Raw genomic sequence first — 15,906 nt, forward strand, 5'->3', positions numbered from 1 at the left:
CCACACCGGGACGATCGCCACCGAGCTCCGGCACGCTGCGCTAATCGACAACGACCATCCTGCATCCCAAGCCGCGTTGCGTATCGGCTCCCGCCGGTGAGATCGACGACCTCCCCCGCCAGCCCGTGATCAGATCGGGCGGCGGGGCCGAGCCGTCCAATCCACGTAAGCCTTCGTTAACTACAACTTCGGCACGTTGGTCGCTATCAGCCTGCAGGTGCCGTCATGAACCGTACCCGTTTGCTCAGTGTCGACGACCCCGCTCTCGATTGCCCCGTCTCACCGGAGACCGTAGGCCAGCTCGCCAAAGCCGATCCCGAGGCAGCGCGCCTCCTCCTCGACGGCATCCCGGAGGCGACCCGGGCGCGGCTCGCCGTCTGGCTGTACGGCCGCAGCCACACCCACGAGATCGGGGTGCGCGTAGCCGCAACATGTGAGGGAGCGACCCTGCGCCGGGCCGCAGGACTTGTCGGCAACTTGCTATATGACTTGTCCCGCCGGCCTTACACAGCGCCAGCCCATGGCCTGCATGGCAGCGGACGGCGGCAGGTCAGCCTCGGCGGATCCCACAGCACAACTGCCCATGCGAGCTTGTGACGACTGACATCTTTCAACCTCTCGGATCGCGATGAACGCCCTCAAGGATCTGCTGACCCGCTTCGGCCGGACCGTCACGGCCTATGCCGGTGACGAAGCGCTGATGCAGGCGGGGATCTCGGCCGCAGCCAACGTCATCGTCGCTGACGGCGAGGTGGCAGGTGACGAGTTCGAGACGGCACTAGTCGGTTTGCGCGCCAACCCGATCATCGAGAAGGGCTACGACCTCCTGATGCTGGAGGAGGCGCTGTACGAGGCGATCGCCCGGGCACGGACCCGCGCAGGCCGGGTGGAGAACCTACGCCGGGTCGCCGCGATTGCCGGGCGGCCAATGGAACAGCGGCAGGACGCGTTCCTTATCGCTGCCGATGTCGCCGACCATGAGGGCGTCAGCGAGATCGAAGACAAGGCGCTGACCGAGATCGCCGCGGTTCTCATCGTCAACAAGCCCGAGCTGATGCAAACTGCGGTGGCTCGGGTTACGCCTCGGCAGTAAGCCATCGCGTAGTGGCATCAACGTTCGAGAGCAGGTCGATCAGCCGACCCAACACCTCGCATAGACGTGATCGAGCCGCGCGCACCCGATTAACCTCGTTCGGAGCACGGCGTTCGTGAAATAGCTATGGCGCCGGCATGGCAAACCGGCTCATGACCCTAGACCTGCTAGCCACCCTCGACATCGTGGATGACGATGTCGCTGCCGTGGTGGACGCATACATGACGGACCCGGCCTCTGGTCACGTCTCGTTCGGCGAAGGCTATCGCATTGACCCGGCTGCCGCCGTCGCCGATCACCCTTTCGCCAACACGCTGATCCGTCAGCCTTGGGCAAGCCCAGAGCTTCGACGGGCTGCCGTCCGTGCCGCCATCATGCTCGCCCAGCCAGAGCGGCTGTAGCGGTGAAGTCTGCCCCTGACCGCACGGCCTAGCGCCTTCCTGCCTGGAATGAGGTGCTCTGATGACGATTGCCGTCAGACGATCATTGTAACCTAACTTCCGCCTTAGAAGCAGCTACACGGGGCTATGCCTGTACGTCACCACCTCCAGCACGTCATCGAAAGTGCAATCGATTTCGCGATCATCGGCACCGACCTGAATGGGGTCGTCACGGACTGGAATGCTGGGGCAGAGAACATCTTCGGTTGGAGATGCGATGAGATCGTAGGCGCATCGGCCGAACGTCTCTTCACAACTGCTGATCGTGCCGAAGGCCGCCCCAACGAAGAGATGCGCCTCGCCGTCGTCGATGGTCGAGCAAGCGATGAGCGCTGGCATCTCCGCAAAGATGGCACCCAGTTCTGGGCGTCGGGCGAGTTGATGCCCCTGCGCATCGAGGATGGCACACACCAAGGCTACGTCAAGATCGTCCGCGATCGCACACGCCAGCATGAGGCTGGGAAGCGTCTACGCGAGACCCGAGATCGGTTTGAAACACTCCTTCAGACCGTCGAGACAGCCTTCGCTATCGTTGAAGTCAAATTTGATGGCGAAGATCGTCCGGTAGACTATCGCTTCCTTGAGGCTAATCCAGCCTTCGAGCGCCAGGCCGGGGTCAACCTGCGGGGGAAATGGGTCACTGAATTCGCACCGAACCTAGAGCGTTTCTGGTTCGAGACCTACGGACGCGTCGCATGGACCGGTGAGCCAGCAACCTTCGAGAGCTACGCCGAGGCTTTCGGGCGCTGGTTCGACGTGCGGGCCATCCGCGTCGGTGAACCCGCGGAACGGCAGATCGCGATCTTCTTTAACGACACCACCGAGCGACGCGTCGCGGAAGAGCGACTGCGCGCCAGTGAGGCGCTCGCCCGCGAGAACGTACAGCGCGTGCAACTCGCCCTCGCAGCAGGGGCGATCATCGGTACCTGGCATTGGGATTTGACCACCGATCGGTTCACCGTCGATGAGGGGTTCGCACGCAGCTTCGGGCTTGACCCAGCGCTCGGACGAGAGGGTATTCCGCTCGCCCAGATCGTCGCAACCGTTCATGCCGACGATCAGACGGGACTGGCTGCGGCGATCGACGAAGCGATCAAGCGAGGTGGTGCTTACGCGCATCAATATCGCGTGCGGCGTACCGATGGTAGGTACTATTGGATCGAGGCGAACGGACGCGTCGACAACGACGCGGATGGTACGCCGTCGAGCTTTCCCGGCGTCCTCATCGACGTTGAGGAGAGGCGCACCGTTGCGGCGGAGCGCGACCGTGCTACCGCAGAGCTGCGTACCCTCAACGAAACCCTTGAGCAGCGTGTGGCCGACCGAACGGCTGAGCTGATGCGAACCGAAGAGCAACTGCGCCAGTCACAGAAGATGGAGGCAGTCGGCCAGCTCACGGGCGGGGTGGCGCACGACTTCAACAACCTGCTCACGGTGATCAAGTCGTCGACCGACTTGTTGAAGCGACCAAACCTCGCTGAGGAACGTAGGACGCGCTACATCGCGGCGATCTCAGACACCGTCGATCGCGCGGCCAAGCTGACCAGCCAACTACTGGCGTTCGCGCGGCGACAGGCGCTTCGACCCACCGTGTTTGATGCCGGCCAGAGCGTGCGCATGCTGAGCGAGATGGTCAGCACCTTGACCGGAGCACGCATACGGGTTGCAACACATCTCGACGAAGAAGCGTGTTTCGTGAACGCCGATCCGAGCCAATTCGATACTGCGCTCGTCAACATGGCTGTGAACGCCCGTGACGCGATGGACGGTGCTGGGGAGATCACGATCAGGGTCAAGGCAGTCGAGGAAATCCCCGCTGTCCGCACGCATCCCATCGTCGTGACGCCCACTGTTGCCGTGTCGATCAGCGACACGGGCATCGGCATCGCACCTGCGGATTTGGAGCGGATCTTCGAGCCGTTCTTCACGACGAAAGACGTCGGTCAGGGGACCGGGTTGGGGCTTTCCCAAGTCTTCGGCTTTGCAAAGCAGTCGGGCGGTGAGGTGATCGTGGAGAGCGTAGTCGAGCAGGGCACGACGTTCACACTTTATCTACCTCGCGTGCCTGCGCCGGTCGAGGTTGCCATTGAGCATGATGATGAAGCAACCGCCGATGGCGGTAACCTGTGCGTACTGGTGGTCGAAGACAACCGGGAGGTCGGCAACTTCGTGACCCAGACCCTTGAGGAACTGGGCTATCGCACGAACTGGGTCGAGAATGGTCAAGCTGCGCTTCTAGCTCTCGCAGAAGAGCCGGACGCTCACGAGATCGTCTTCTCGGACGTAGTGATGCCGGGAATGACCGGGATTGAACTCGGCCGCGAAATACGGCGCCTCTATCCCGGACTGCCCGTCATCCTGACGAGCGGCTATAGTCACGTCCTAGCCCAGGAAGGCGGGCACGGTTTCGAGCTGCTCCAAAAGCCGTACTCGGTCGAAGCCCTGTCACGGGCCCTGAGCAAGGCAGCATCCAAGCGACGTCGCAGACGCTCAACAAAAGCTCGATAGAAGGCCACGTGGTCTCTCTTTCCTTCTGAAATGAGACCGCATCAGCCAGACGGCCATATCATCACGGCTCGCCCGGCCTCGCGCGCAACTCGACCGCGCCGCAGCTATTAGCGCGGATTTCGAGGTTTATCGGTGGTTTTTCAACACCACGAAACCACTATCGTGACGCTTTTTGCGAGGTCGATTGCTGCTACTGCCACCCCTTCGCACTAGGCTTTCCGATCACGTGGTCGATCCCCTCCAGGATCAGGGAATGGATAGAGCGGCCCCGGTCCTCGGCAATTCTGGCGAGCGCAGCGTGGCGGGCATCATCGAGGTAGACTGTCTGTCGGGCGGCTACATCTCGGCGCCCCTTCGGCCGGCCAGCCGGCTTAGAATTGACGCGCTCCTCTACAGCCGACGAGACAGGCTGATGGATCTCGGTTGCCGTTGTAGCGCGGGCAACGATTGGCTCGGGCTCGGGCTCTGGTGTCGCTACCGGCTCCGGCGGCGCCTCATCCTGCTCGACCTCACGGGCCGCGGCCGCGGCGGCTTTCATCGCGAGCGTCTGCGAGACGTTCGGGCGGCGGCTCATTGGGTCTCTCCGAGGCGAACCATGACGGCGTCGGCGAGCGCGGCGAATTCGGCCGCGGATGGCGTGTCGGCAGGGACCGCCTCCCCGGTCGCAAGGCTGTCGGCCACGATGGCGCGATAGGAGATAGCCGGCGCCACCGGCTCGGTCAGCGCAGCCAGTGTCGTCACCACGTCTCGCCCTGCCCCAGTGCGCTTGTCGATGCGGCTCGGGACAATGAGTATGTCGGGCCGGTCGCGCTTGGCGGCCTTTCGGTGCCGGCGGATCGTGCCGACGGTCTCGGCTGCCCCGCGCACGTCCAGCACGGTCGACCCGGCTGGGACGAGCACGAGGTCGGAAACCGCGATGGTGGCGCCGAACGCCGCGCCCATGGCGCCGGGCGCGTCGATCAGCACGAAGTCGGCTCCCTGGCCCCGAACCGTCTTCACCCACGCGGAGACCGCGGCGTCGGCATCATCCTCAAGCAGATGCGGGGCGACCTTGAACGGGAGTTGCCCATCTTCGGCGATTGAGGCGGCGTGCGCGGCCGGATCCGCATCGAGCACGGCGACGGTGCGCCCGCGGCGGTGCAGCTCGGCTGCAAGGTTGAGGGCCGTGGTCGTCTTGCCGACGCCGCCCTTGGACTGCGCGAGCCCTATAATCCGAGTCATGTCATTGGGCCGCTATCGACGTGATAAAATGGTGGGAAAAAACCGTTGAAGCGACGCTGTAATCACGTCGGTTTGGTTGGATGTGACGGGCGGGTGCGATCCCCGAAAGCAAGCCCGAGTTCCGTTTTCTCGCGGATGACAGCGAGCCGTCGGCGTACCTCGTCGAGGTCGGCAATGACGTCGATGCCGTCGAGCTCCGCAGCGATCCGCTTGAGCGCGTCGCGGGGGCGCATCGACCGGCCGACCACGGTCCACTGCCCGATCGCGTCGTTGTATTGCCTGCTCATCCGCCGTGCCTCCGGCCCAGTCGCCCCATCAGTGAAGCCGCGGTGCTTTCGTGGTGTGATAAAAGCGGTATCGTGGAATGACTCTCGCACGACCATAGCGCGCGTGATAGTGTCTGAGAAGGACAGTTATCGGACACGATGCCATGAAAGCGCTGAAATCTCGCGTCGTGGAGCCTCGGACCAGCTTGCCGATCGTCGCCGGCCTGTCCGATCAGGCCCGGGCGTTCCAGCGGGCGGGCAAGGCCAAGAGCACGCAGCGCGCCTATCTCAGCGACGCAGGACAGTTCGCGACCTGGTGCACGGAGCACGGCTTCGATCCGATGCCAGCGACACCACTCGTCGTGCTTGAGTTTCTGAGCCATGAGGCGACGCGCGGCTCGAAGGCGTCGACCATCGCCCGGCGGCTGGCCGCGATCCGGTACGCGCATAAGCTTGCCGGTGAGCGGGATCCGACGGACGACGAAGGTCTGCGCGAGGGCCTACGCGGGATCCGGCGTGAGATCGGCACACGACCGAAGCAGAAGGCAGCGGCGACGGCCGATATCCTCGCGGCCCTGCTCATGCGGACGCCCGATACTCTCACAGGTCAACGGGATCGTGCCCTGCTGGCGCTAGGGTTCGCGGGCGCGTTCCGCCGATCGGAACTCGTGGCGCTCGACGTCGCCGACCTGGTCCAAGATCCAGACGGCCTGCGGGTTTTGGTTCGGAGATCTAAGACCGACCAAGAAGGGCAGGGGGTCGAGAAGGCCATCCCGCACGGGCGGTTCATTCGGCCTGTCGCCCTAGTGCGGGAATGGCTTGATGCAGCCAGGATCACGGATGGGCCTGTATTCCGTCCCGTGAACAAGGCCGGCAGGGTCGAGGCGCGCCGGCTAGGTGTGAAGACGGTTGAGCGGGTGATGAAACACTACTGCGCGGCCGCCGGCCTCGATGCCTCGACGTTCGGGGCACACTCCCTGCGGGCCGGCTACATCACCACTGCGGCCGAGCGTGGGGCCGATCTCGCCCGGATCATGGATCAGTCCGGACACCGGGACCCGCGGACGGTCGTCGGGTACATCCGGCGGGCGAACGCCTTCAAGGGGCACTCCGGGAGCGGGTTTCTATGAGCGCCAATCCGCTTTTGGAAGGTCGCTCGCCTCAGCAAATGGCCATCGGGGTGATCTCCGATGCTGAGGCTTATCGGGAAGCGGCCCTGCTTGTTGAGCCGAAGGAGGAGCCGCTGTTCGTCAAGGCGAGCTTAGTCGCGCCAGCGTGGCACCTCCTCTGCCACTCAACCGAGCTCGCTATGAAGGCATTCCTGCTCAGCCACGGCGCTGATCCAGGATCGCGGCCCGGCGGGCTGCTCCACCATTCGCTTCGGCATAATCTGGTGGCTCTCTATGAGCGGGCCCAGGAGAAGGGTCTGACGACCTCAAGCAAGTTCGAAGAGATCCTCGCCGAGCTGAGCCCCTTCCACGAGGCGCACATCTTCCGATACCGGCGGCAGGGCTATATCAGCTTGCCAACCCCGCACATCATCGCCGAAGCGCTTGAGCCGGTGATCGCCAACATCAAGGGCGTAGTCCGACAGCGCTGGATGGAGAGCCAGGGGCCACGATGAAGCGCGATATGGGCCTGATCCGCGAACTATTGTTGCAGCTGGAGGCGCTGGAAAAATCACCTCACAGGCGTGTTCATATTCATTCTGAAGGCGACGAGCTTCGCTTCGACGACTACACAGCCGATCAGGTCGATTACCACATGGATCTACTGTACGAGTTCGATCTCATCGCGAGCGGCGACAGCCAAGACGCGATGATGAGTGGCGAGTGGATCTTCGACCGGCTGACCTGGGCGGGACACGACTTCCTCGACACCGTGCGTGACCCTGAGGTGTGGAAGCGGACGAAGTCGGGGGCGAGCAAGCTGGGCGGCCTCGCCTTCGGGGCCTTCAAGGACATGGCGACGGCCTATGCGAAGCACGTCGCCAAGGAGCGGCTGGGGCTGGACCTGTAGGAGCGTGGATGATGATGCCGAGCCCTGATCTGGAGCGGTTCGCCGCCATTATCGCCGACAACGTGGTTTCGGCCTTCGAGCGCGAGCGGGACGGTGCTGAGTTTCACCGCACGGGCCGTGAGACCGCTGTGTCCGTGATAGTGCGGTACCTCCTGGCCGCCCTACCCACCACGTCAAGCGATGCGCTCGCGGCGGCCTGCAATCGCGGTCTCGATGATGTGGTGGGCGCGATGGGTCTCAGCGGTCCGCGGGTCGAAGGGGTCGATCCCGACGACGGGTCGGTGACGTTGACCTGAGCGTAGAGTTCAGAGGAGCGATCTTCAGTGACGACGCGGACGCGATACGCTGTGCAATGCCCCTGCGGGCACACCAGCTCGATCATTATGCGCGAGAACGATGCCCCGTTCTCCAGCCAGTGGGAGGAGTACAGCCTGGACGATTTGAACGGCCAATCCTTCAAGACGACCCTGGCTGGTTGGGATGAGGTTTTTGCGGCGATGGAGCCGGTATGTCCTAAATGCGGATCGAACTTGAAACCTGGCGATCTCGTCAATCCGTGACCGCCTCCAAACCACGCCAGACCAAGGCCAAAAAGCACCACTACATCCCCAGGAGCTTCCAAGAGCGGTTTTCTGGACCCGATCTCAACCTGTGGTTCTACGACAAGCGCGAGAGAGCTTTCGGCGTCCGCAGGAAACCCATTGCCCGGCTGTTCCGGGGCTGGGAGCTTTACACCGTAGTCGGCCTTGATGGTGCACGTGACCGGACGACAGAAACGCGGTTATCCGTCATTGAGGGTCGGGCGTCGCCTATCCTTGATCGGGTCATCACGGAAGCCCGCGAGGGACGAGCGAGCTTGTTCAGCGAGGCTGAGCGGCTAGCCCTATCAACCTTCTTCATTGCTCAGTTCAGGCGCTCCCCCGATTTGCACAATACCGTTGCAGGCCGACGCCGCGTTGATGACGCGGTCGCGGAAGTCATAGCGGAATGGGAGGCTGCGGGTCACATCGCCCCCAGCAGTCAGCGCTCCGCCGTTGAAAACGAGCGACTAGGCCGGAAGATACGTGGAAACCTTCTCGCCGAGAACGCGGCTGCTCCTATGGAAACTGCATCACCCGTCATGATGCAGCGAGGCTTTACCACCGGGGTCATCCGATTGCCTCAACGGAGCTTCGTACTAGGCAGCACTCAGTTCGCGCGGCTCCTGTCCCCACAGAGGCGCCAAGACCTAGGAGACCCAGGTTCTGAGCTGTGGCTGCCTATCGCCTCCGACGTGGCCCTCTGTTCGCACGGCCTGCCAGGTAGGGGGCGGCTTTTGGAGATCGACAGGGACCAGGACGTGAGGAAGGTGAACGGGGCAATCGTGAGCGCCAGCACCGTGTTTGCCTCACCCAACCGAGAGCTTGTCGAGGCTCTATCGCGAAGAATGGGAGAGTACCAACCTCCTGAAGGTGAGATCGCTGTCCCGCCGTCTGCCTTCAATCAGGAGCGAACGTAGCCGAACTCACTCCCACGGCGCCGGAGCCCCCTTCAGCATCGCGTCGTAGTCCCCGCCGAGCTGATGCACGGTCGCCGTCCGCCAGTACGCCACGGCGCGGGGATCAGGTTCCTCAGGGGCGCACAGGGACGCCTCGTACCGCCGGACGGCCTCCTGCAGGTCCTCAGGGCTGAACCGGACCGGCGGCTTGATGTGGGCCGCTTCCAGGGCCACCAGGCGCTTGCCGAGGATGGGCGTCGTCATAGGCTCACCCACTCGGTGACAAGCCGGATGGCTTCTTCGGCATCCGCGATGCTGGGGTACGACTGAAACTTCTCGGGCACAGATGAGACCAGGGATCGGATCACTTCCTCGTTGCTGGTCACCCCCGCCGCGGCGCCGCCGCCATGCGCATTGATGAGCATCGTCAGAGCGACGGTATGCCGAGACCTCCACTCGATGAAGGCGGTCCCGCCGGCTTGCATCGCGGCTCGCATCTCCCCGGCCTTCGCGTAGCCGAGCGACCGAGCGACGCCCTCCGAGACGGCCTCATGAGGCTGGAGGTCGCCAACGTGCACAGCCAGCAGCAGCCACAGCAGCCGAATGCCCGGGGTGTACGAGATCTCGGCTACGGTCGGCGGGGCCTGCTGGGCCTCCAGCCGGGCGATGCGGTCCATCAGCTTCGTGGTCATCGCGTACCTCCTGCGGTTTGCTCCAGCGCGGCCAGACGGCTCGCGAACTCGACGGCCTCGATCGCCTTCACGTGGGCGTCGACCAGCTTCGACAGCTCGGCCGCCTCGCTTGGGGTGATCTCGCCGGCGGCCACGCCCTGCAGCAGCGCGTTCGTCGCCTTCGTGAGGTCGGCCGGCGTGTCGATCGGCGGCAAGGTGAAGAGGATCGGCCGGTCCTTCCGGACGGGCATCAGGCGATCCAGGCAGAGCCTCAGGGCCACCGTGTCGCCGTCCTTGGCCAGTTCGATCACCTTGCGGGTGATGTCCCTGGCCTCGTCCTCGAACATCTTCTCCAAGGCCACGGTGGTGCCGTTGCGGGTGCCCTTGGCCTTGCCCGCTGGGTTGCCGCTCTGCCCGGCCTGAAAAGGCTTGCCCCTACCCGCCACGGTCCGCGCTCCTCAGTTCTGACCCGGCTGCAAATGCAGCGGGGAAGCAGCCACAAAGGCTCCCAGAGACTGCTCCCGGGTGAGGTCCTTCAACGGCAGATTGAGGGGCCTTCCGTCTTCGGCGTCGATGAACACCCTGACGATGTTCAGACCCGTCTCCGGCACGTCGTGCCCGCACTCACGCAGGTAGGTGAGGGCCGCGCCGGAGGGCATGTTCGCTGGCCCTTCGATCGCGAACTGGTGCACCTCTTGGCGCTGCAGGCTCGAAGTTGCGTCCTCAAGCCTCGTGAGACGGGTGTGGAGATTTTGCATGGTCTCTATCTAACCTGGCCTGACGATTGATAACACCTAAGAACAGGATCGACCTACTGCATCCACTGGAGGCAGCCGTCCGTCTCGCACTGGCCGTGGAGGTGGCCGTTGAAGCTGTCTCGGACCCAGCCCAGCCGGCCCCTGCATTCTGGGCACTCGACGGTCCCACTGTCGCCCGCCTCGGCACTGATCGCACGAACACCCGGTGCATCGGGCCTTGGTCGGCCGGCGGTTCGAGGAACGCGACCCTAAGGCCGGAGGCGAAGCCATGAAGCGCGGCAGCCGCGGCCTGCTGGCGAACCTCGCGGGCGTCGTCTCGCACCTCCAGCGTCACAGCCGCGGTGAGCGCCATCTGCCGGGCGGTCTCGATGCCGGCCTTGAAGGCGGCTTGCTCGCGGGGCGTCATGGCCGAGCCCTCTCGTTCGGCCCCAGCAGCAGCCCACCGTTTCGATCTCCGCAGTCTGCCCCATTGAAAGCCCAAGCTCGAAATGCAGCTTGGGGTTGTGATAATTTCGGAGAAGTTGTGATGCAGGCATCGGAATGCTGCATCGTCCGGGTGGCTATCGCCGCCAGCCTCGGCTGGCTGATCGCGATGACCCTGATGTGGAAGCACGGCGTTCTCGCCGCCTTGGTTGTCAGTCCCTTCTTTGGGACAGCAGCGGCGATCGCGGCGATGACCTTGTTCTGGTTCGTGAGCCTGTTCGTCTCGTGCGAACCTATGGCTCCTCGAACACCCCGTACCAGCCGGTAGTTGCCCTGCAGGGTAGAAGCGGATGGGCTCACCGCAGCCCCTCCAGGTCGGCATCGAACGCGGCCATCTCCTCGTCGGTGAAGGCCACAGCTGAACACCACTGGTAGTGAACCGCGATCGGCATGCCGTAGCTCGGCACCGTGTAGGCCCCGAGGGCGTCCTGGCGGATCTGCCCGCCGGTGTCCTCAATCATTCCGGCGTCGATCAAGGCCTTCAGCGTCTTCGGCGAGCAGCCCGGCGGTTGGCCGCAGCCGATCTTGTCCAAGGCTCTGCGCTCGGCCGAGGTACGGCCAGGGTGAGGCGGGCGGGCGGGCGCTGACATCAGCACACCTCCGGGCGGGCGGCGAATTCGGTCTCAGCCAATTCAGCGGCACGCAGGACGGCGGGGCCGGTGAAGTCGGCAACGGCGCGGCCCTTGTCGTCGTCCGGCAGGGTAGCGACCATCTCTAGACCGATGGCGGATCCCATCACGACGATATGGATCAGACCCTCCGACGTGTCGGTGCGGCGGGCGACGGCGACCGTGAGCGGGCCGACCGTGCCGTAGACGGCGATTTCTACATACCGGGCCACAGGCGCCGGCTGTGGGGCTTGTTCGGGCAAGGTGATGACGTTGGACATCGGGTCTCCTTCAGGCTGCGCGGGCGAGGGCGCTGTAGGACGCCAGCAGGTGCCGGCGGTCGTTCGAGGGAAGGCGGTCAAGGGCTGCCAGCGCTGGCTCCAGGGCCGCCGGGTCGGTCTCGGCCTGGGCGAGTAAGCGACAGAGGTCCGCACCGCGCGGGCCGCAGTGGACGCGGGCGAGGGCGCGCATGGCGCGGAGCCTGGCCCGCTGCTCGGCATGGTCGAGGCCGGCGGCCCACGGCCCGAACTGATCGCAGAGGCGGATCATTCTGCGGCCTCCAACGCGACCACGCGCAGGTCCGGCCGGCGGATAGGCGGCCTCCAGCGGATGATCTCCGGGATGACGGGGACGAGCGGCGCAGGCGGCGGCGCGGGCACCTCGACCACGAGGCGGTAGGCGGCGGCCAACTCGGGGGCGAGGTCGGCGCAGCGCGGCCAGCGGGGGGCGACGGCAAGCTGCGAAGCGGCTTCCTCGGGCGCCTCGGGCTCCTCGATCTTCACCCACTCAATCGCGCCAAGGCGGTCAGAGAGCCAGGATTTCAGGTCGGCAGGGGCGGTCGGGAGCAGGACGGCGGCGGCTGGCGCGAAGCGGCCAAGGCGCTTGTACGAGGCGCGTCTGACGCTGGCCCCAACGTCTATAGATGACTTAATTATAGACGTAAGAGCCCGTCCGATAATGATCCGAGGCGGGGTTGAGTGGCCGGGATGGCGATGATTCCAGGCGGGTTGCTGAAGCCTGATCTGGAAGCGCCATGTGGACCCCGACCACCCGGCGGCAGCATAGCCGCGCCGGCCTTCGCTATGAAACCGACCTGACCGATGCCGAGTGGGCGGTGATCGAGCCGCTGATGCCGAAGCCTGAGCCACGCGGGCGGCCTCCGGTCTGGACGCCCCGAGAGATCTTAAACGCGATCTTCTACGTTCTGCGCGGCGGCATCGCATGGCCGCTGATCCCCAAGGATCTGCCGCCGCGATCGACCACGTTCGGCTACTTCAGCCGCTGGCGCGACGCAGGGCTGTTCGGCCGGATCAATCACCACCTCGTCATGGCTGATCGCGAGCGTGTCGGACGCGAAGCCTCGCCGTCCGCCGCAGTGCTCGACAGCCAGAGCGTCAAAACCATGGAGAGCGGCGGGCCGCGCGGCTACGACGCCGGTAAGAAGGTCAAGGGTCGCAAGCGCCAAGCGCTGGTCGATACGGACGGGCGTGCGCTCGTCCTCGATCCGCAGCCTGCCGACGTGCAGGACCGGGACGGGGCCGTGCCGGTCCTACGCCTGTCACGCCGAAGCTTCCCGTTCATCACCAAGGCCTTCGCCGACGCCGGCTATGCTGGCGACAAGCCAGCGAGCGCGACGATCATCGCCGTCGAGATCGTGCGCAAGCCTCCGGATCAGGTTGGCTTCGCTGTCCATCCACGCCGGTGGGTCGTTGAACGGTTCTTCGGCTGGATCAGCCGCAACCGGCGCCTCTGGAAGGATGCGGAAGCGACCCTCGCCTCCGCCAGAGCCTTCCTCTACGCCGCCGCCGTCATGATCCTCGTCAGACGCCTCGCCCGATCACCCTGACTTCTCGGACGGACTCTAAGGGCCAGCGTCGGAAGGCTCATCTCTCGCGCCGATTTCCGCGTCGGGGCGCTTTCGGGAAAGCAGGCCATGATGTCGGCCGCGCTCTCCAGCAGCACACCCTCGGACGCCATCTCGGCCCATGCACCGGGCTTGGCTTCGTCCCACGCCTCGGTGGCGTCCACGCTGATGGGCAGCGGCACGTCGTTGATGATGTCGAGGAAGGCGGGCGCGTCAGCGGTGCGGCGCAGGGCGCGCAGGCGCCCGATGGCCTGGATCAGCCCGCCCTCGGTGATCTGCCAGCGCAAGGCCTCGACCATGCTGTCGGGGTGCTGGCCGCGCTCGACGCGGACGCCGCTGCAGTCAGCGAGGCGGATCGCGCCCCCAACCCGCGGATACCACCGGCCACCGCCCTTGGGGTTCGGCGGGATGGCGTGCGGCACCGTGCCGGTGATGATGCCGGCCAAGGGCTCGACGGTGCCGGGGCCGGGCTGCAGCCGGCCGACGCAGATCAGGCCGGCGGCGTTCGCCCAACGATCGATCCCGGCGACGGCGCCGAAGTGGGCGGTCTCGACGTTCTCGGGCAGGCCGATGTCTTTCAGGCGCTCGATCAGCCGCATCGGGGCGATGACGACGACGATGCGCGGCCAGACCAGCGCGGCGCGCAGGCGGGTGAGCCGCAGCAGGTCGGTGATGACGCGCTTCGGCGCCCCCGGAACATCGCTGTCGACTTCCTCGTCGGTGTCGATGATGCCGAGCTTGCGCGCCGTCACAGGCGCACTGAGGATCTGGCGAACCTTCACGTGCGGGCTCCATCTGGCGGTGATGTCGGCCTTCACCTCGACGCGGTGGCCCATCACGGGCTCAAGCAGCGGGGCTTCAGGCAGGGTCGCGTCGATCAGCAGGGCCGGGGCGCTCCACGACGACCGCACGGTGTCGAGCGATCGACGGTCGAGGGTGCGGGTCGCGGTCTCTTCGTCGTACCGAAGCGACAGGCGGCCGGCCGCGTCGGCGTCGCCGGCCAGGAAGGTCCGCAGCTCGCGCCAGATCCCGGCGAGCATCTTCACATCCTGGTTGTGCTGCCCGACCGAGGCGGCGCTCGCCTTGCGGGTCTTGGGGTCCATGCCCGGCGTGATGCCGGGGTCTCGCAGCCGGTCCCATTCGAGCTTGTACGCGCCGCCCGTGGCCGCGGCGGTGACGCCATGGCGCAGCAGGATCGTCCGTTGCAGCGGCCCGTCATCCTCGTGGTCGCGCAGGGCCCGCAGTAGGTTCGCCCGTGCCGCTTCGAGGTCGTTGGCCGCGTTGGTGAAGATCACGTCCGTGTAGTGCGGTTCGACCGGGGCACGCTCGATCGCGTCCAGCGACATGCGGGCCGGCTTGTCGGGGAGGGCACCCATGGTCAGGCCCTCGTCGATCACCAGGGCGTCCGGGGTCGGGATCGCGCCGGGGCGGGCCTGGAACAGCAGAGCGTGCGGCACCAGCCAGACGGGGGCGTTGGCCTGGCGCTGGCGCTCCATCCCGCAGCGGTCGTGAAACCGGCAGTACAGCTTCTGCCCGTCGACCTTCTTCTCGCACACGGTCGAGGGGATCGGGCGGACGGCGGCCTTCGCATCCTCCATCGCGGGGATGTCGAGGCACATGGCCAGGTCGGGCGCATCCGGGTCGGGGCTTGTGTAGCCGCGATAGACCCGAGCCTCGACGCCCTCAGCCGCGAACCGTTCGGCCAGTTCGGCGAGCAGGCTGTGCATCGGCGCGGCGTAGACGATGCTGGTGCCGGCCTTGGCCGCCTCGGCGGCGCCCTTGATCGCCAACGCGGTCTTGCCGATCGCGGTCTCGACCCGGGCCGCCCAGGAGATCGGATCGGGCCGCACGGGTTCGTCCTGTTTGCGGTCCTTGGCGTCCTCAACCTCGACCTTCCAGTCGGCGATTTCGCGCTTCCAGGCCGGGACGTGCTCGCCGAAGAACCCGGCCACGATGGCAGCCGTCGCGGCTTCGGCCTCTGCGACGGACACCCGGGCATCGGGATAGGTCGGCTCGACCGTCTCGCCGTCGTCGGCCGGCTTGGGGTCGAGACTGACGAAGCCCCGACGCACACGGTCGAGGAGGGCGACAGCCTTGACCCTGGCGGCTTCCGGCGACCAGCGGGCATCGTCCAACACGGTCGAGGTCTTGAACGCCTCCCAGGATCGCGCCGTCAGCTCGCCGACCGTGAGCTCGATGCCGTCGGCCTTCATCGCCAGGGCGGTCGAGTAGACCACGCGCGTCAGGTGGTACTCTCGGCCGTCGATGACCTTGCCGTCGGCGTCGCGCACGATCTGGCCGCCGCCGGCGCCGCCCCCCTGCCCCTTCCGGCCGCCGGTGCCGTTCAGCTCCACAACACTGGTCAGCCCCCATTGAAGTGGTCCGCCCTTTGGTATGGCTTTTGAGCCTGGAGGACGGACGAGATGGCAAAGCACCCGAAGCCCGAGGAGATCGTCGCGAAGCTACGTCAGGCGGACGTTCTGATTTCACAGGGCCAG

Annotated in this window: 24 protein-coding genes; 12 read left to right on the forward strand and 12 right to left on the reverse strand. The window is 65.6% G+C overall.

Annotated features, from left to right (window positions below; translation table 11 throughout):
• Window positions 1-225 precede the first annotated feature (225 nt).
• From MKK65_RS26460 to MKK65_RS26475, 4 genes are all read left to right on the forward strand, one after another.
• Window positions 226-597, forward strand: a complete 372-nt coding sequence (locus tag MKK65_RS26460; protein WP_243961077.1) for a hypothetical protein — start codon at window positions 226-228, stop codon at window positions 595-597.
• A gap of 31 nt (window positions 598-628) precedes the next feature.
• On the forward strand, window positions 629-1,093 hold the full coding sequence (locus MKK65_RS26465; RefSeq protein ID WP_243961079.1) for a tellurite resistance TerB family protein: 465 nt from the start codon (window positions 629-631) through the stop codon (window positions 1,091-1,093).
• Window positions 1,094-1,230: 137 nt separating this feature from the next.
• Window positions 1,231-1,494 (forward strand): hypothetical protein, encoded by a 264-nt coding sequence (locus MKK65_RS26470; RefSeq protein WP_243961080.1) that lies wholly within the window; start codon window positions 1,231-1,233, stop codon window positions 1,492-1,494.
• A gap of 126 nt (window positions 1,495-1,620) precedes the next feature.
• Window positions 1,621-4,041 carry a PAS domain S-box protein gene (locus tag MKK65_RS26475; RefSeq protein WP_243961081.1) on the forward strand — a complete coding sequence of 807 codons (2,421 nt, stop codon included), beginning with the start codon at window positions 1,621-1,623 and terminating at the stop codon, window positions 4,039-4,041.
• Window positions 4,042-4,231: 190 nt separating this feature from the next.
• Here the strand turns inward: MKK65_RS26475 and MKK65_RS26480 are convergent, their stop codons facing one another.
• From MKK65_RS26480 to MKK65_RS26490, 3 genes are all read right to left on the reverse strand, one after another.
• On the reverse strand, window positions 4,232-4,615 hold the full coding sequence (locus MKK65_RS26480) for a hypothetical protein (protein WP_243961082.1): 384 nt from the start codon (window positions 4,613-4,615) through the stop codon (window positions 4,232-4,234).
• A complete protein-coding gene (locus tag MKK65_RS26485; protein WP_243961083.1) occupies window positions 4,612-5,262 on the reverse strand; it encodes a ParA family protein in 651 nt (216 codons plus the stop codon). The genes MKK65_RS26480 and MKK65_RS26485 overlap by 4 nt, the downstream gene beginning before the upstream one ends.
• 62 nt (window positions 5,263-5,324) lie before the next feature.
• A complete protein-coding gene (locus tag MKK65_RS26490; RefSeq protein ID WP_243961084.1) occupies window positions 5,325-5,549 on the reverse strand; it encodes a hypothetical protein in 225 nt (74 codons plus the stop codon).
• A gap of 143 nt (window positions 5,550-5,692) precedes the next feature.
• Between MKK65_RS26490 and MKK65_RS26495 the strand changes: the two genes are divergently transcribed.
• The 6 genes from MKK65_RS26495 to MKK65_RS26520 all read left to right on the forward strand — a co-directional run bounded on the left by MKK65_RS26495 (window position 5,693) and on the right by MKK65_RS26520 (window position 9,045).
• A complete protein-coding gene (locus tag MKK65_RS26495; RefSeq protein WP_243961085.1) occupies window positions 5,693-6,658 on the forward strand; it encodes a site-specific integrase in 966 nt (321 codons plus the stop codon).
• Window positions 6,655-7,152 carry a hypothetical protein gene (locus tag MKK65_RS26500; RefSeq protein WP_243961086.1) on the forward strand — a complete coding sequence of 166 codons (498 nt, stop codon included), beginning with the start codon at window positions 6,655-6,657 and terminating at the stop codon, window positions 7,150-7,152. The genes MKK65_RS26495 and MKK65_RS26500 overlap by 4 nt, the downstream gene beginning before the upstream one ends.
• Window positions 7,149-7,547, forward strand: a complete 399-nt coding sequence (locus tag MKK65_RS26505) for a DUF2513 domain-containing protein (protein WP_243961088.1) — start codon at window positions 7,149-7,151, stop codon at window positions 7,545-7,547. Before MKK65_RS26500 ends, MKK65_RS26505 begins: the two co-directional genes overlap by 4 nt.
• An 8-nt stretch (window positions 7,548-7,555) precedes the next feature.
• Window positions 7,556-7,843 carry a hypothetical protein gene (locus MKK65_RS26510; RefSeq protein WP_243961090.1) on the forward strand — a complete coding sequence of 96 codons (288 nt, stop codon included), beginning with the start codon at window positions 7,556-7,558 and terminating at the stop codon, window positions 7,841-7,843.
• Between the two features lie 87 nt (window positions 7,844-7,930).
• Window positions 7,931-8,107: a hypothetical protein gene (locus MKK65_RS26515; RefSeq protein ID WP_243961092.1), complete on the forward strand. Its 177-nt coding sequence runs from the start codon at window positions 7,931-7,933 to the stop codon at window positions 8,105-8,107.
• Window positions 8,104-9,045, forward strand: a complete 942-nt coding sequence (locus tag MKK65_RS26520) for a DUF4238 domain-containing protein (protein WP_243961094.1) — start codon at window positions 8,104-8,106, stop codon at window positions 9,043-9,045. Before MKK65_RS26515 ends, MKK65_RS26520 begins: the two co-directional genes overlap by 4 nt.
• 6 nt (window positions 9,046-9,051) lie before the next feature.
• On the opposite strand, the gene MKK65_RS26525 is transcribed toward MKK65_RS26520, so the two are convergent.
• Genes MKK65_RS26525 through MKK65_RS26540 form a run of 4 tightly spaced genes read right to left on the reverse strand, consistent with a single transcriptional unit; the run spans window position 9,052 to window position 10,453 of the window.
• Complete coding sequence (locus tag MKK65_RS26525; RefSeq protein ID WP_243961095.1) at window positions 9,052-9,288, reverse strand: hypothetical protein; 237 nt, start codon at window positions 9,286-9,288, stop codon at window positions 9,052-9,054.
• Window positions 9,285-9,716 carry a hypothetical protein gene (locus tag MKK65_RS26530; RefSeq protein ID WP_243961097.1) on the reverse strand — a complete coding sequence of 144 codons (432 nt, stop codon included), beginning with the start codon at window positions 9,714-9,716 and terminating at the stop codon, window positions 9,285-9,287. Before MKK65_RS26530 ends, MKK65_RS26525 begins: the two co-directional genes overlap by 4 nt.
• Entirely contained in the window at window positions 9,713-10,141 is a 429-nt protein-coding gene (locus tag MKK65_RS26535; RefSeq protein ID WP_243961099.1) for a DUF5681 domain-containing protein, read from the reverse strand. The genes MKK65_RS26530 and MKK65_RS26535 overlap by 4 nt, the downstream gene beginning before the upstream one ends.
• Window positions 10,142-10,153: 12 nt before the next feature.
• Window positions 10,154-10,453, reverse strand: a complete 300-nt coding sequence (locus MKK65_RS26540; RefSeq protein ID WP_243961100.1) for a hypothetical protein — start codon at window positions 10,451-10,453, stop codon at window positions 10,154-10,156.
• 268 nt (window positions 10,454-10,721) lie between these two features.
• Here MKK65_RS26540 and MKK65_RS26545 point away from each other — a divergent pair, with 268 nt between their 5' ends.
• Entirely contained in the window at window positions 10,722-11,204 is a 483-nt protein-coding gene (locus MKK65_RS26545) for a hypothetical protein (protein WP_243961102.1), read from the forward strand.
• A 28-nt stretch (window positions 11,205-11,232) separates the two neighbouring features.
• Here MKK65_RS26545 and MKK65_RS26550 read toward each other — a convergent pair whose 3' ends face one another.
• From MKK65_RS26550 to MKK65_RS26565, 4 genes are read right to left on the reverse strand one after another with little or no spacing between them, the layout of a single operon-like run.
• Complete coding sequence (locus MKK65_RS26550) at window positions 11,233-11,469, reverse strand: hypothetical protein (RefSeq protein WP_243961103.1); 237 nt, start codon at window positions 11,467-11,469, stop codon at window positions 11,233-11,235.
• A 56-nt stretch (window positions 11,470-11,525) separates the two neighbouring features.
• Complete coding sequence (locus tag MKK65_RS26555) at window positions 11,526-11,825, reverse strand: hypothetical protein (protein ID WP_243961104.1); 300 nt, start codon at window positions 11,823-11,825, stop codon at window positions 11,526-11,528.
• A 10-nt stretch (window positions 11,826-11,835) separates the two neighbouring features.
• A complete protein-coding gene (locus MKK65_RS26560) occupies window positions 11,836-12,093 on the reverse strand; it encodes a hypothetical protein (RefSeq protein ID WP_243961105.1) in 258 nt (85 codons plus the stop codon).
• Window positions 12,090-12,326 carry a hypothetical protein gene (locus MKK65_RS26565; RefSeq protein ID WP_243961106.1) on the reverse strand — a complete coding sequence of 79 codons (237 nt, stop codon included), beginning with the start codon at window positions 12,324-12,326 and terminating at the stop codon, window positions 12,090-12,092. Before MKK65_RS26565 ends, MKK65_RS26560 begins: the two co-directional genes overlap by 4 nt.
• A 251-nt stretch (window positions 12,327-12,577) precedes the next feature.
• Between MKK65_RS26565 and MKK65_RS26570 the strand changes: the two genes are divergently transcribed.
• The gene (locus MKK65_RS26570; protein ID WP_243961107.1) at window positions 12,578-13,390 is read left to right on the forward strand and encodes an IS5 family transposase; all 813 of its coding nucleotides are present in this window, start codon (window positions 12,578-12,580) and stop codon (window positions 13,388-13,390) included.
• Here MKK65_RS26570 and MKK65_RS26575 read toward each other — a convergent pair.
• Window positions 13,339-15,762, reverse strand: coding sequence for a hypothetical protein (locus MKK65_RS26575; protein WP_243961108.1), 2,424 nt, complete (start codon window positions 15,760-15,762; stop codon window positions 13,339-13,341). The genes MKK65_RS26570 and MKK65_RS26575 overlap by 52 nt on opposite strands.
• Window positions 15,763-15,906: the final 144 nt, after the last annotated feature.

The organism is Methylobacterium sp. J-001 (genome assembly GCF_022829565.1).
Taxonomy (GTDB): Bacteria; Pseudomonadota; Alphaproteobacteria; order Rhizobiales; family Beijerinckiaceae; genus Methylobacterium.